The sequence below is a fragment of the Streptomyces sp. NPDC030165 genome, from assembly GCF_055573595.1.
The window spans coordinates 1-15,249 of the sequence record NZ_JBVIBD010000039.1 but is presented as its reverse complement, the minus strand read 5'-3'; the positions used below and the strand labels follow the sequence as shown (position 1 = coordinate 15,249).

The following is a 15,249-nucleotide window of genomic DNA, read 5'->3' as shown; positions in this document are numbered from 1 at the left end:
CCTGCTACGCCTGTGTCGTCATGCTCCGTCGCTCCTTCCTCGCGAACGATCACACGACCACGCCTGCTCCCCCCGGCCGCCGCCCGAAGCATCGTTTTTCAGCCCCGCCCCGCCGGCTGCGGCGCCGCCCCGGGCGGGGCCCAGAAACCGCGTCCGCCAGTCCACGCGAGGGCCGGCCCGGCACGCGTCCGGCGCGACAGGCGCGGCGCCTGGCTTTGCACGGCAGCCGGGCCGGCCGCCGGCTGACCGACCACCACCTGGACTTCGCCCGTCGAGTCGGCCGGCGTACGGATCAGCCGCCGCCTCGCCGAACCGGGCCTGTGACCGCCGTGTCCACGCGGTAACCCCTTCGGCATTCACTCGTTTGAAGGAAGTAAGCGCCCTGCACCTCTCAGCCTCCGGAGGCACCCCGCTCCATGGTCACGTCGCAGCGCCGCTCTCCGGACGGCCGTGCCCGGATGACGCTCGACGAAGCCGAGGCCGACCTCGTCGAGCACTACACCGGTCTGGTCCGTCTCGCCTACCTCACCCTCCCGCCCTCGCTCAGCAGGCACCGCCGAGTACTGACCGCCCACCGCCTCGTGCAGCGTGCGCTGCCCGGCTTCCGGCTCCGGAAGACCGCCCTGCGGGTACCGGCCCAGCGGCCGGGGCCGGAGCGGCCGGGGCCCGAACGGCTCGGGGCGGCATGGGTACGGGAGCGTGTGCTGCGCGCGGCCCTGGCCTACGAGCGGCGCCCACGGGTGTGGCCGGGGAGTCTGCCACCGCCGCGTGCGCTGCGGCCCATGCTGCCGGTGGTGTGGGGACTGCGGCTGTCCCCGCGCGCGGGCGGGCGCGAGGAGACCGCGCTGGGACAGACGCTGTCCGGGCTGTCCGCCGACGTCCGCGCGGCCTTCGTGCTCTCCCGGGCGGACGACCTGCCCGACACCGAGGTCCGGGCCCTGCTCGGCGCCGCCGGCGTCGGTCACCCGGACCGGGCCCTGCGAGTGGCGCGGCAGCTCGACGCCCCGGCCGTCTCCGCCGCCCAGACGCTCCTGCGCTCGGCGGAGTTCAACGCCTGCTCGGTGCGGACCCGCCCCACGGACCTGCTCCGCCGCAAGCAGCGGTTCCGCCTCGCCTGGGCCGTCACCGCGGTGGTGACGGTCGGCGCCGTGGTCCTGACCGCCACCGGATCGGCGACGGGCCCGCGGCCCCCGCACCCGGCTGCCGGCCCGGTCACCGCCGCGGACCTGGTACGGGTGCCCCGCGGGGAGTGGGCCCGCACCTCGCGGGTCGACTTCACCGTCTGGCCGTCCCGCGGCGGACGGGCCGAGGACCGGGACCTGCTCGACCGCGCCCTCGCCACCTGGTCGAGGCCGCCGCGCGGCACCCGCGTCAGCCGTACGCCCGGCACTTTCACGGGCCCTCCCCCAGACGGTACGCAGCTGCTGTACGCGGGAGAGGTGGACGGCGACGCCGTGGTGCTGCTCCACGACGGCCTGCGCACCGTCCGCTACCGCGAGCCCCTCTCCCCCGGCGGTCACGCCACGCTCGACTTCGCCCGCACGGACAGCAGCGACGTGACGACGGCCGCCGCACTCGTCGTCAGCCGGGCGCACGGCACGGCCCGTTATCTGACCGCCCCCTGGGTCGCCGGCGCACAGGCCCGTGCTCTGCTGCGTCCCGACGTGCCCGCACGGCCGGTACGGGTCTCGGCGGACGGCATCACCGAGCCCCTGCGCGGCACGGCCACGCCCGGTCCCTGTGCTTCCCGGCCCACGCTGCAACTGCGCTCCTCGGCCCGCATCGCCGAGAAGCACTCCTTCCTCGTCACCGATCTCGGCGGCCTCGTGCCCGCCCACCTGACGTACGCACCACTGCCCGGCGGCGGCGCGCCGACGCGGCAGCCCCGCGAGGCCACCGGGGCTGCGGCGCTGGCGAGTTGGGCGCGCACGGCCTGCCACCTCGCCGAGCTGCCGGACGGCGTGCGCGCGGTGGGCGTGTGGGACTTCGCCGAGCAGTCACTGCCGGAGGGCGGCGGCCGGGCCGTGTGGTCCTGCGTCCGGGCGGACACCTGGCGCGGCCCGGGCGAGGCGAGCGTACGGTTCACGGCTCCCGGGACTGCGGCGCGGGCAGTGGCAGGGGAACGGTCGACCGCGGCATGCAGCCGCTTCGGCCGGCACGTCGTCGCGAGCGCCGCATGGCGGGCTGCATCCGGGCACACCTACCTGCTGGCCGCGGGCAGCCGGGCCGTCACCGGTATCGAGGTGGCGGGGGCCGTACGGGCCTCGCAGAAGGGGCGGGTCCTCGCGGTACGGGCACCCGCGAACGCGCGGGCGCAGGTGAGCGCACGCCTGGCCGGCGGCGGGAAGACGGCCGGGATCGGCCACTCCACGGAGGACTGACGGCCGTTGCCGGGCGGGGCGGCACGACCGGCGGACGCCCCGCAAGCCACGATGCCACTCGCCGCCCGGGGCGGAGGCAGCCCGCGGACCTCCGCACCCGGCCATGCCACCTCGCACACATGTCCGTTTCCCGCGGCTTCGGAAGCTCACGGCAGTCGCCCGCAGGAATCTGCGGCCGCGCTCACGCGTGTCACTGCCTGTCGGTGGCGTGGCCTTCCCGCTCTCGGCCGTCCTGGTCGCCGTCGGCATGTGGGTCAGGCTGCGCGTGCATGAGCCCCCGGTGTTCCGGCAGGCCCTGGCCAAGGCCGGGGCACGCCGCGCCGAGGAAGGCGCCACGCCTGGGCTGCCGGCGGTGGAGGTGGTGCGCCGACACGGCGAGGCCGTCGTGGTGACCGGGGCCGTCACCCGTCGGACACGCTGTAGGACACGCCACCTTGTTCGGTACGTCCCCAGGTCGGGGGAAGCAGGTAGGCACTCGGGTTGAGCCTGACGGCTTCGGCCGATGCTTCTTTCAGGTGGCGCGACAGTAGGTCCGAAGAGGACTCGTGCGCCGTTCCGTCTCCCGCACCTCGCTACGACTCTCCTGACCGGCGCCATGGCGCAGACCGCGTGCACGGGCTGCGCGCCGGCCGGCCCTCTCCCGACTCGCCGAAGCACGATTCCGGCCCCGCCGTACCGCGGGCCGACCGGTCTCCCGCTCCGCGGAGGTGTATCACAGCATGCCCTTCCCCGAGATCACCGCCCCCACGCCCATGTCCGATCTCCGCCGCCGCAAGATGAACCGGATGTTCGAGATCCTCGACCCCGAGCGCTCCGGCGTCGTCACCGAGGAAGGGTCGCTGAGCCTGGGCCGCGCCTTCGCCGAGGCGGCCGGGAGCGGGGCCGATGCGCGGCGCCAGGACCAGCTCGCGGCCGCGGCCCGGGAAATCTGGCGGGAGTACGATCCGTCCCCCGACGCCTCCCGAGTACGTCGGCTCGACCGGGAGCGCTTTGCGCAGGAGATCGTCACCGACCTGGTGCGGGACCCCGACAAGGTGATCCGTCTGATCGGCTCGCTCACCAATGTCCTGTTCGGGATGGCGGACCGGGACGGCGACGGCTGGATCAGCAAGGACTGCACTGTCCCACTGATGGTGAATTTCTTCCGTATCTCCGAGGACGCGGCGACCGCGGCTTGGGAGAGGTTCGACGTGTCGGGCCGGGGACGTCTGGATTATGGGACGTGCCTGAAGGCGTTCACGGAATATGTGGTGAGCGAGGACCCACAGGCCTCCGGGAATTGGGTCTTCGGTCATTTCTGAGGGACAGATTTCCAAGGGATGGGCTTCTGCCAGTCGGGCCCCTGCGGGTCGGGATCCTGACGGGCCGCTTCCGGACGTCCCGCCTCCTGACGGCCCCCTTCCTGACGGGCGACGCGGAACGGACTCGCCGGTGCTCGACCGGCGACAGCCCGGGGGCGGTGGCGGGCACGGCGCCGTGTTCGACGGCGATGGCATGACGGAACTGGCTCAGCGAGTGACGAGGCCGGTGCATCTGGTCGCCCGCGTGTCCGACGGGCTGCTGGGGCTGGCGGACGACCGGTCGGCGGCCCACCGCCTGGCCCCAGGTCTGGTTCTGGCCGGGACCGTTCCCGCGCTGTATCCGGAATGGCTGGGCGAGCGGGCGTTCGGCCGGGCCCACGGTGTCCGTTTCCCTTACGTCGCGGGCGAGATGGCGCGCGGCATCTCGACCACGTCCCTGGTGATCGCCATGGCGCGCGCCGACATGCTCGCCTTCTTCGGTGCCGGGGGTCTGCGCCCGTCCGAGGTGGAGCGTGCCGTGCACGAGTTGCGTACCGAGTTGGCGGGCCGCCGGAACTGGGGCGTGAACCTGATTCACACGCCGAGCGACGCGTCCTGGGAGGAGCGGGTCGCCGACCTGCTGCTCCGCGCGGGCGTCCCGTGCGTCTCGGCCTCGGCCTTCATGGAACTGACGCCGGCGGTGGTGCGCTGCGCCGCCACGGGGCTGCGGCAGGACCGGGCGGGTCGGATCATCCGTCCGGTGGCGCTGTTCGCCAAGGTCAGCCGTCCGGAACTGGCGCAGGCGTTCATGCTGCCGGCGCCCACCGCGCTGCTGCGGCACCTGGTGGAACACGGCCGGCTCACCGAGTACGAGGCGGGGCTGGCCGCGCGCGTACCGGTGGCCGAGGACGTCACCGTCGAGGCGGACAGCGGCGGTCACACCGACCGCCGTCCTCTGGCCGCGGTCCTGCCCGCCGTCGTCTCCCTGCGGGACGAGCTGGCGGCCCGCCACCACCTCGCCCGTCCGGTGCGCGTGGGGGCGGGCGGTGGCCTCGGGGACCCGGCCGCGGTCGCCGCCGCGTTCGCACTCGGTGCGGCGTACGTCGTCACCGGGTCGGTGAACCAGATGTCCGTCGAGGCCGGGGTCTGTGCCGATGCCAAGGCGATGCTCGCCGAGGCAGGGGTCGCCGACACGGCCATGGCTCCCGCCGCGGACATGTTCGAGATGGGAGCGCAGGTGCAGGTGTTGCGGCGCGGCACGCTGTTCGCCGGGCGGGCGGCGCGGCTGGAGCGCGTCTACCGCGGGTATCCGTCGCTGGACGCCGTGCCGGCGGCCGAGCGCCGGGTGCTGGAGCGGGAGGTGCTGGGCGCTTCGCTCGATGCCGTATGGGCGTGGACGTCCGCGTACTGGACGCGGCGGGACCCGACAGAGCTGACACGGGCGCAGGCGGACCCGAAACACCGGATGGCGCTGGTGTTCCGCTGGTATCTCAGCCAGTCGAACCGGTGGGCCATCACCGGGGAGCCGCACCGGCGGGCCGACTACCAGTTGTGGTGCGGCCCCGCGGCCGGGGCGTTCAACCGGTGGAGCGCGGGTTCCTTCCTGGCCGAGCCGGGTCACCGGACGGTCGTGCAGATCGCGTTGAACCTGCTCCAGGGAGCCGCCGTGGTGACCCGGGCCCACCAGCTTCGGACCTGTGGCGTCGACCTCCCTCCGCAGGCATTCCGCTTCCGGCCGCGCCGGCTGCGCTGACCTCGGTGCCCGAACGATGCCCGCCGCGGTCTGCCGACGATGCCGCGGCCCCCGCACGGTGCCCACCACGTCCTTTGCACATGTCTTTCGAACGGAGCAGGCTCATGCCCGACAACCGGCCGGCCGTACCGGAACCGATCGCCATCGTGGGGATGAGTGCGATCATGCCGGGCGCCCCGGACCTCGACGCCTTCTGGCAGGCCGTCGTCGAGGGCCGGGACCTGGTGACCGAGGTGCCGGCCGACCGGTGGCTGGCGGCCGACCACTACGACCCCGACCCGCAGGCCGAGGACCGGACGTACTGCAAACGCGGGGCTTTCCTGCCGACGGTGGACTTCGACCCGATGGCCTTCGGCCTGTCGCCCCGGACCGCCGCCGCCACCGACACGGCCCAGTTGCTCGCCCTGATCGTCGCCGACCGGCTGCTGGCGGACCTGGGGCCGGGGCCTGGGGGCTCGGACGGCGAACGGGTCGGCGTGTACGTGGGCTGTGCGGCACTCCAGCTGATGGGAGAGATGAGCGCGCGCACGGGACGCCCCGTCTGGCACAAGGCCCTACGGGAGGAAGGGATCACCCGGGAGCGGGCGGAGGCGATCTGCGACCGGATCGCCGGTCACTGCGCACCGTGGCAGACGGCCACCTTCCCCGGCCTGCTGAGCAACGTCGTCGCCGGGCGGATCGCCAACACCTTCGACCTGCACGGGACGAACCTCACCGTGGACGCCGCGTGCGCGAGCTCCCTCGCCGCGCTGTCCATCGCCGCCGACGACCTCGTACTCGGCCGGGCGGATCTCGTCATCACCGGCGGCGTGGACACCTTGAACGATCCGATGACGTTCACCTGCTTCAGCAAGACTCCGGCCCTCTCCCCCACCGGTGACTGCCGCCCGTTCGCGGAGGCGGCGGACGGCACCCTGCTCGGCGAAGGCGTCGCCCTGTTCGCGCTCAAACGCCTCGCGGACGCCGAGCGGGACGACGACCGGATCTTCGCCGTGGTGCGCGGCCTCGGTTCAGCCTCGGACGGCAGCGGAACGTCCGTCTACGCACCGCTGGCGGCCGGTCAGGTCCGGGCCATGCGCCGGGCCTACGCGGCAGCGGGCCACGGTCCCGGCACGGTGGGCCTGGTGGAAGCCCACGGCACCGGCACCGTGGCAGGCGACACCACCGAAGTGGCCGCTCTGCGCGAGGTGTTCGAGGACCCCGGCCGCCGTGGCCGCCAGTGGTGCGCACTGGGCTCGGTGAAGTCCCAGATCGGTCACACCAAAGCGGCCGCCGGCGCCGCCGGCCTGCTGAAGGCCGTACTGGCGCTGCACCACAAGGTACTGCCCCCGACGATCAAGGCCGAGCCGCCCAACCCCGCGCTCGAACTCGACCGCAGCCCCTTCTACCTCAACACCTCGGCCAGGCCCTGGGTCCATCTCGCGGACCACCCGCGGCGGGCATCGGTGTCGAGCTTCGGGTTCGGCGGCTCCAACTTCCATGTGACGCTGGAGGAACACGTCTCGGCGGACGCGGCCCCCGGCGTGCGCCGCACCGCTCCGCGGTGCGCGGCCCGGCCGACCGAGCTGGTGCCACTGTCCGCCGCTACCCCCGAAGGGCTGCTCGCCCGGTGCCGAGAGCTCACAGGAACCATGGGCGAGCGCGACCGCCTGTCCGAAACGGCCCGGCAGGCACAGTACGCCTTCGACGCCGCCGCGGAATGCCGCTTGGCGCTCGTCGCCGCCGACCCTGCGGAACTGGCCGTCAAGCTGGAGGCGGCAGCCAAGGTGATCGAGCGGCAGCCCGCGGATGCCTTCTCAGGTCCTTCCGGGATGCACTACGGCACCGGTGACCCGGGGGCCGGCCGGATCGCCTTCGTCTTTCCCGGACAAGGCACCCAGCATCCCCACATGGGCACGGACGTGGCCCTGCACTTCCCGCGCGCACTGTCGGTATGGCAACACGCAGCCGAACTGGATCTCGGTGAGCGGCCCCTGACCGACGTGGTGTTCCCCAGGCCCGCGGCCACCGGGGACGAGCGGAGGCGCCACCGGGCCGAGCTGACCCGTACCGAATGGGCACAGCCGGCCCTCGCCGCACACGCTCTCGCCCTGCTGGCCGTGCTGGACGCCACCGGAGTACGGCCGGACTGCGTCGCGGGCCACAGCTTCGGCGAACTGACCGCGCTGCACGCCGCCCGGGCGTTCGACGCGGACAGCCTGCTGCGGCTGGCCCGCAGGCGCGGCGAACTCATCCGCGATGCCGGTTCGGGTCAGGCCGGCGGCGCCATGCTCGCCGTCGACGCCTGCGCGGAACGCGTCAGCGGCCTGGTCGCCGACGGCTCGAACGGAGACATCTGGATCGCCAACGACAACGCGCCCGGCCAGGTGGTGCTGGCAGGCTCGGATACGGAGGTGGCGCGGGCAGCGGAACGCTGTGCCGAGGCCGGCCTGGCGGCCCGTCCTCTGGATGTGGGCACGGCGTTCCACAGCCCGCTCGTGGCCGGCGCCGCAGAGCCGTTGGCGGAGTTCCTTGCCGCACAGACGGTCCGGGCCCCGCTGCTGGACGTGTACGGCAACACGGACGCCACCGTGTACCCCGTACAGCCTGACCTGGTGCGCCGGACGGTTGCCGGGCACCTGGCCGCGCCCGTCCGGTTCACCGACATGATCGAAGCCATGTACCGCGACGGTGTACGGACCTTCGTGGAAGTGGGGCCGGGCAGCGTACTCAGCGGCCTGATCGGTGAGATCCTCCACGACGTCCCCCATCACGCCGTACCCACCGCCCCGTCGGGAACCCATGGGGTGACCGGCCTCCACAACGCCCTGGCGAGGCTGACCGTCCTGGGCATTCCCCTGCTGCCTGCCGGACTGTGGGAGCACCATGCCACCACCCGGCCCGCACTTGAGCCGCGCCCCGGGCCCCGGATGCGCATGGCGATCAACGGCGGCAATTACGGGCGGTGTTACCCTCCCCAGGGGGGTGCGCCCCAGGCGGGTGCCCCTGAGGCGAACATCTCCCGGATGAGTGGTTCCCGCCCGACCGTGCCCGGTCTCGCCGAGCGGACGGCTCCCGCCATGCCCGCGGCCCCTGTAGCCGGTACCGCCCCGCCGCCCGTCTCGGCCACGCGCGCGCCGGACGCCGGGACCGTACAGGCGCTCCTGGAGATGCAGCGGCAGACCGCGGAAGCCCACGCCGCGTATCTCGGCCTGGCGGCCAAAGCGGTCGAAGCACTTGTCGGGACCGGGACCGGGATCGGGACCGAGGGCATCATCGGGCAGGAGCCGCAGGAGGCCGGCTGGACCGGGAGTGGCTGGGGCCACGACCTGACCGATCCCACTGGTGTCGCAGCCACGGCCCCGGCCGTCGCGTCCGCGGGAGAACACCCGGCCCCGGTCGCTGCTGGGACGGACCGGCCCGCGCCCCAGGAGGCGCCGCCGTCACCGGGCCAGGAGGCGCCGCCGTCACCGGACCTGGACACCGCAGCTATGGAATCCCTGGTGCTGAGGACGGTGGCGGAGAAGACCGGCTACCCCGTCGACATCCTGGCGCCGCACATGGAACTCGAAGCCGACCTGGGCCTCGACTCGATCACCCGGATGCAGGTGCTGGCAGCGCTGCGCGAGGCATTCCCGCACCTGGAGGCCGTCGACCGGGCCGACATCGCGCAGCTGGCGACCCTGCGAACCGTAGGAGAGGTGGCCGGAGCGCTGCGCGAACTGCTCGCGTCGAGAACACCCGCCCACGGTGCACCGCTCCCAGCCACCGCAGGGGCAGCCGTGGCGGAACCGCCCCCGGCCGTCGCCCTCCCGTCGGCCGCACCTGCCCCGCCGGAGGCACCGGTGCACCGGCAGGTCCCGACGATGGTGGCCGAACCCGCCGCCGGCACACCGCTGCCCGGACTGGGCGAGGGCACCCTGACGGTGGCCGGGGGCAGCACCGGCCTCGCGGACGAGGTGGTCCGCCTGCTCGGCCGGCACGGCGTCGCCGCCGAGCGTCACAGGGACGTTCCGGCCGGAGCGGCAGGCGTGATCTTCCTCGGCGGCATGACCGAGCCGGCGTCGGTGGCCGACGCCGTCGCATGTCAGCGGGAGGCGTTCCGGGCGGCTCGCGCCGTCGCGCCGCGGATGGAGCGGCACGGTGGCGTCTTCGTCACCGCGCAGGACACGGGCGGCTGGTTCGGGCTCCGTGCCCGCGCACCGCGCCGGGCATGGCTCGGAGGCATCGCCGCTCTCACCCGTACCGCGGCAGCCGAGTGGCCGCTGGCCTCGGTCAAGGCGATCGACTGTGCCCGCGGCCCCCGCACCGACGGCGAGGTCGCCGCGACGGTCGTCGGAGAACTGCTGCGCGGAGGGGCTTCGCTCAACGCCGGTTTCCCGGAGGACGGCGTACGGCGCACTTGGGCCGTACGCGACGAAGAGGCCGCGGGGGACACGCCGCCGGCGTCGGTCCTCGGCCCGTTCCCCGTGATCGTCGCGACGGGCGGTACCGGCGGCGTCACCGCCGGGGCGCTGGTCGAGCTAGGACGAACGTGCCCGGCCAGGTTCGTTCTGATCGGCCGTACGAAGCCGGACGGCCCGCAGGCGAGCCGAGTCCGCGCGACGCTGGCCGCTCTGCGGAAGACCGGTTCGCAAGCCCGGTACGTGAGTACGGACATCCGTGACCGTGAGCGCCTGCGGTCCGCGCTCGCGGACGTCCGGGCCGAGTGGGGGCCGGTCACCGGGCTGGTGCACGCGGCCGGCGTGCTGGCCGACCGCCGTATCAAGGACAAGACGTCCGCGGACTTCGACGAAGTCGTCGGCGTGAAGGTCGACGGGCTGGCGGCACTGCTCCAGGAGACGGCGGCGGACCCGCTGCGTCTGCTGTGCTGCTTCTCCTCGGTCGTCGCGTCGTTCGGCAACGCCGGCCAGTGCGACTACGCGATGGCCAACGAGACCCTCAACCATGTGATCGCCGCGGAACGGGCCGGCCGTCCCGAGGCGTTGCTCCGCTCCCTGGCCTGGGGCCCGTGGCAAGGCGGCATGGTCACGCCGCAGTTGGCCGGCCTCCTCCGCCTGGGCGGTGTTCCCCTGCTGTCCATGGAGGCCGGAGCCCGCGCCTTCGCCACCGAACTGGCCACCACGGCACCGCAACCACAGGTGATCATCTCTGCCGGACCGGCCGGGATGCTCTTCGGGGAGGCTTCCCATGCAGCCCACACAGCCCGTACCGCCTGACGCCGGACCGACCGGGGAAGAGGAAGTGATGCCCAGACCGCCGGAGTACGGAAGGGACGGCCCGGCGGAGAACGGCCCGGCGGACCTGTGCCCCCGGACGCAGGCGGTTCACGGGCCCCCGGCCGGCCAGGCGTCCGACGTACTCGCACTCGTCACCGAACAGCACGGCCGGGCGACTCTGCTGCACCATCGATTTCTCCGATTGCAGGGCCTGGTCGACGCCTACCTCGCCGGCCTCGGAAGAACACCTGGCCCGCTGCCCGCGCTTCCCCCGGTACCGTCCCCCGGCCCTGCGCAAGACGAGCCGTCTGCCATGGAGACCGTGCTCGACCCGGCCGTCGATCCATGGCTGGCCGACCATTGCCCCACCTGGACCGTACCGGCCCTGCCCCTGATGTCGATGGCGGATCTGCTCGCGCAGGCGGCCACGCGCCATGGCGGCCGTACCGTCTCGGCGCTCCGCGACGTGCAGGTGCGGCGCTGGCTGCCCCTGCCCGGGCCCACCAGAATCCGTATCACCTGCGACGGGCCACCCGAGCGCCCGCACCTCACCCTGTCCACCTGGCTGGAGGCCGGCAACGGCGACCCCGCGCTCTCGCGCTTCGCCCCGGTCGCCACGGGCACGGCCCTGTCCACGCCACAGCCACCGCCACGCCGGTTCGCCCCGCTCCCCCGCACCCGCCCGGTTCCCGACCCGTACGAGACCGGCGAGTGCTTCCACGGCCCCAGCTTCCAGTACCTCCGCTCGGCGCGCATCGGCAGCGGCGGCTCCTCGGGCGTACTGGACACCACCCGGGGCCGGGTTCCGCGTGGGCCTCTCCCTCACGGGCTGCTCGACGCGGCGACCCATGTCATCCCGCACACCTGTATGGCGCAGTGGTCGGCGGACATCGACCGGGACAGCGTGACCTTTCCCCACCGTCTCGCCTCGCTCGACATCCACGCACCGGTGCCGAAGACCGGTCTGCTCGACGTCGAGGCGCGCTTCACCGGGTTCGACTCCAGCGCCCCACACCTGCCCGGCTCCCCGCTCCTGCCCTGCGTCGACCTGCAGCTGTGCGCGGACGAGCGGGTCCTGCTCGCCATGCGCCTCGTGCTCGTCGTCGTTCCCGTGAGCGGCTTGCTGAAAGTGTCCGGCCTGCTGCGCCGCGCCTACCTCAGGGACCACCGGTATGTGCCGGACCTGTTGCTGTCGAGCCGGGACGGCGAGGTGACCGTGCTGCGTCGCGCGGCGGTCTCCCGGCTCGACCACTTCCCCGGTACCGTAGCCGCCGTTTACGGCCTCGCCCCGGGGGCGCGCGGGCGGGACGACACGCCGCTGATCGCCGCGAAGGAGCACGTCGCACGCAAGACAGCGACCCACCCGAGCCGTATCACCGTGGACGCGGACCTGCTCACCGCCTGGTCGGCAGACGCGCCGGACAGCCACCACACGCTGGAGGTCACCGCGGACGGCACGGACGTCCGAGTCCGTGACCGCGCCACCGCCCCTCGGCGCAGGCCCCGGACGGAGCGGCCATGACGTCGGTACCGGTGGTTCTGCTGACCGGAGCGACGGGCGTGGTCGGCTCCGCCGTCCTGCGGACACTGGCCGGCCAGGGCACCGAGGTCATCGCCCTCACCCATCACAAACCGGCCGCGGGCAGAGCGGTGCGCGGGGACATCACCCGGCCCTGGCTGGGGCTGCGGCCGGCCGACTACCGGGAGCTGGCCGCCACGGTCGATGTGGTGCTCCACTGCGCGGCCCGGGTGAGCTTCGGCGCGTCGGCACGCAGCCTGCACCACGTCAATGTGCGCGGTGTCGGCCACGTCCTGCGGTTCGTCGAGGACGCCGGGGCCCGGCTGGTGCACGGCTCCACCGCCTTCATCGCCCGCAACGGACCGGGCACCGCCCTGGCCTCGTACGCCGACTCGAAAGCGGCGGGGGAAACGCTGGTGCGGGAGTCGGGCCTGCCGGTCGCCGTCGCCCGGATCTCCACCGTCATCGGGGACACCCGCACCGGCGAGCTCGCCCGGCTACAGGCGTTCCACCACTTGGTCGGCATGGCCATGTGGGGACAGTTCCCCTTCCTGCCGTGCGAAACGGGCACCCGCGTCGACATGATCCCGGTGGATGTGGCCGCCGCGGCGCTGACCGCCCTCGCGAGGGACGGGGATGCCCGCGGTGACTACTGGCTGACGGCCGGGACCGCGGCACTGCCGATGCGGCGGATCATCGACGTGGGGTACGAGGCGGCGGCCGCCCGGATGCGCGCGGACCGCGGTCTGCCCGACGTGGACCTCTCCTTGCTCAAACCGCATCTGGTCGAACCGGACACATTCGACACCGTCGTCTCCGGCGTCTTCGCCGCCGCCGGCCCCGGCCACCCGCCGAGCGTGTTCCGGAACATCACCGGCCTCATGGCCTCCTTCAACGGTTGCGCTCCCTTCCCCACCTCACTGGGCACCATCCCCGACGGCCCGCCCGTCCTCTCCGAGGAATCCGCCGGAACCGCCCTCCGGGCCATGTTCCGCCACCTCGCCGCCTTGCCACGGAGCACTTGGGGGTCCCGGAAGTGAGCGGAGGGCGGCGTCGGCAGGTCGGCGACGGGAACCCGAACACGGGCTCGGACGCCAACGGCAACTCGCGGCAGAAGTGGCCCGGTCCCGGCCGGCGGCCGGCAGGCCAGGGCCTCGACCTGGGCTGCCGGCAGGGCAGTAGCGGCAGACTCCCCTTCGCGCGAAGCTTGTGCTGGGCTGTCCCGAGATAGTCCGTACACGACAGTGGGGTGAGTGCGATGCCTCTTGAAGGCGAGTACGAGCCGAGTCCGGCGCAGTGGGTGCGCGAACAGGTCGAGCTGTACGAGAGTTCGGGAGGCACACAGGGCACAACGCTCTGGGACACGGGCCTGCCGGTCGTCATTGTCACGATGCGCGGCGCGAAGAGCGGCAGGATCCGCAAGATTCCGCTGATGCGCGTGGAGCACGAGGGGCGGTACGCGGCGGTGGCCTCGAAGGGCGGCTTCCCGCGCCACCCGGCCTGGTACTTCAACCTCAAGGCCGACCCGCAGGTCGATCTCCAAGACGGCCCCGAGCGCCGGGGCATGGTGGCCCGTGAGCTCACCGGGGACGAGAAGGCCCAGTGGTGGCAGCGCGCGGTCGCCGCGTACCCGCCGTACGCCGAATACCAGGAGAAGACCTCCCGCGTGATCCCGGTCTTCATACTCGAACCCGGGCACCTGGCCGGGCCGGCGAAGACCTCGGCGCCGACGGGGAACTGAGCTTCGGACCCCCGCTCGCTCGGCCCGGTTGCGGGCCGCCCTGTCCAGCCGGATCGTCATCGGGCAGGCCAAGGGCATTCCCGTGGCACGCTGGAGCGCCAGTCGGCGCCCGGAGTCCCATCTGTTCATGGACGTATCCGATCGCCGCGGCCCCGAGCCCTTCCACCGGCACGTTCCTCGGCTGATCGTCATGGGGCCGGTGCGGTTCAGACCCGTGACTCCCGGCGCCCTCTACGGTGCGGAGCGGGAAGCAGCCGGAAACCAGGGAGCGGCATGACGGTCGACAAGCAGGACGGGGAACAGGGAGTCGCCTGCGAAGGCGGCCGGGAACGCGAAGCGCAACGTATCGCGGCGGTACGCCGTTACGACATCCTGGACACCCCGCCGGACGGGGCGTTCGACCGGATCGCCGCGCTGGCCGGACGCCTCTTCGCCGTCCCCATGGCGACGGTGACCATCGTCGACACCGACCGGGTCTGGTTCAAGGCCGCGTACGGACTGGAGGGTGCCACCCAGACCGGCCGGGACGCCGGCCTGAGCGCCTCGGCGATCCTTTCCGACGCTCCCCTGGTCGTCCCCGACACCCACGGCGACGTCCTCACCCGCACACACCCCATGGTGGCCGGCCCGACCGGCATCCGCTTCTACGCCGCCGCGCCGATCACCACTCCCGACGGCCACCGGCTCGGCGCCGTCGAGGTCCTGGACACCCGGCCCCGGCGGATCACGCCCGACCAGACCGCCGCGCTGACCGACCTGGCCACGCTGGTCATGGATCAACTGGAACTGCGGCTGTCCGCCCTGCGGATGCTGCGCAGGGAACGCGAACTGCTGGAGGCCGCGCACGCGGCGCGCGACCGGGCCGAGCGCGACCGGGCGCGGACCGCCGTGTTCGCCGCGGCCCTGCAAAGTTCGCTGCTGCCGCCGGCCCTGCCCCAGGTGCCGGGCCTCCAGGCGGCCTGCCACTACACCACCACCTCCGCCCACGACATCGGCGGCGACTTCTACGACGTCTTCCCCCTCGGCACCGGCCGGTGGGCGTTCTGCCTCGGTGACGTCAGTGGCAGGGGTACCGCGGCGGCTGCGCTGACCTCGATGGTCCGCCACACCCTTCGCTCCACGGCACTGCTGGAGCCCGGCCCGCGCACCGTGCTGGAGACGCTCAACACGGCCCTGCTGGCGGACCCGGCCGCCGACGTCCGCCTGTGCACCCTGATCTTCGGCACCTTGGTCCCCGACCCCGCCGGTGGGTTCACCCTCACCCTGACCGGAGGCGGCCATCCTCCCGCGTACCACCTGCGTCCGGCCCGCCGGGGGCTGCGTCCCCGTGCCGAACCGGTGGAGTTGCCCGGCGGCATGCTTCTCGGCGCGCTCGAC

General features: G+C 73.3%; 8 protein-coding genes. All 8 read left to right on the top strand.

Annotated features, from left to right (window positions below; all coding sequences use genetic code 11):
- Nucleotides 1-458 precede the first annotated feature (458 nt).
- Nucleotides 459-2,381, top strand: a complete 1,923-nt coding sequence (locus ACZ4Z1_RS39630) for a hypothetical protein (RefSeq protein ID WP_468491555.1) — start codon at nucleotides 459-461, stop codon at nucleotides 2,379-2,381.
- Nucleotides 2,382-3,100: 719 nt separating this feature from the next.
- On the top strand, nucleotides 3,101-3,682 hold the full coding sequence (locus tag ACZ4Z1_RS39625) for an EF-hand domain-containing protein (protein WP_468491554.1): 582 nt from the start codon (nucleotides 3,101-3,103) through the stop codon (nucleotides 3,680-3,682).
- Nucleotides 3,683-3,875: 193 nt separating this feature from the next.
- Nucleotides 3,876-5,414 (top strand): PfaD family polyunsaturated fatty acid/polyketide biosynthesis protein, encoded by a 1,539-nt coding sequence (locus ACZ4Z1_RS39620; protein ID WP_468491553.1) that lies wholly within the window; start codon nucleotides 3,876-3,878, stop codon nucleotides 5,412-5,414.
- 104 nt (nucleotides 5,415-5,518) lie between these two features.
- Nucleotides 5,519-10,612, top strand: a complete 5,094-nt coding sequence (locus tag ACZ4Z1_RS39615) for an SDR family NAD(P)-dependent oxidoreductase (protein WP_468491552.1) — start codon at nucleotides 5,519-5,521, stop codon at nucleotides 10,610-10,612.
- Nucleotides 10,613-10,640: 28 nt separating this feature from the next.
- Complete coding sequence (locus tag ACZ4Z1_RS39610) at nucleotides 10,641-12,134, top strand: hotdog family protein (protein ID WP_468491551.1); 1,494 nt, start codon at nucleotides 10,641-10,643, stop codon at nucleotides 12,132-12,134.
- Nucleotides 12,131-13,171: an SDR family oxidoreductase gene (locus ACZ4Z1_RS39605; RefSeq protein WP_468491550.1), complete on the top strand. Its 1,041-nt coding sequence runs from the start codon at nucleotides 12,131-12,133 to the stop codon at nucleotides 13,169-13,171. Before ACZ4Z1_RS39610 ends, ACZ4Z1_RS39605 begins: the two co-directional genes overlap by 4 nt.
- Nucleotides 13,172-13,389: 218 nt before the next feature.
- Complete coding sequence (locus ACZ4Z1_RS39600; protein ID WP_468491549.1) at nucleotides 13,390-13,872, top strand: nitroreductase family deazaflavin-dependent oxidoreductase; 483 nt, start codon at nucleotides 13,390-13,392, stop codon at nucleotides 13,870-13,872.
- Nucleotides 13,873-14,145: 273 nt separating this feature from the next.
- The coding region (locus tag ACZ4Z1_RS39595) for a PP2C family protein-serine/threonine phosphatase (protein WP_468491548.1) at nucleotides 14,146-15,249 on the top strand (1,104 nt) is incomplete at its 3' end.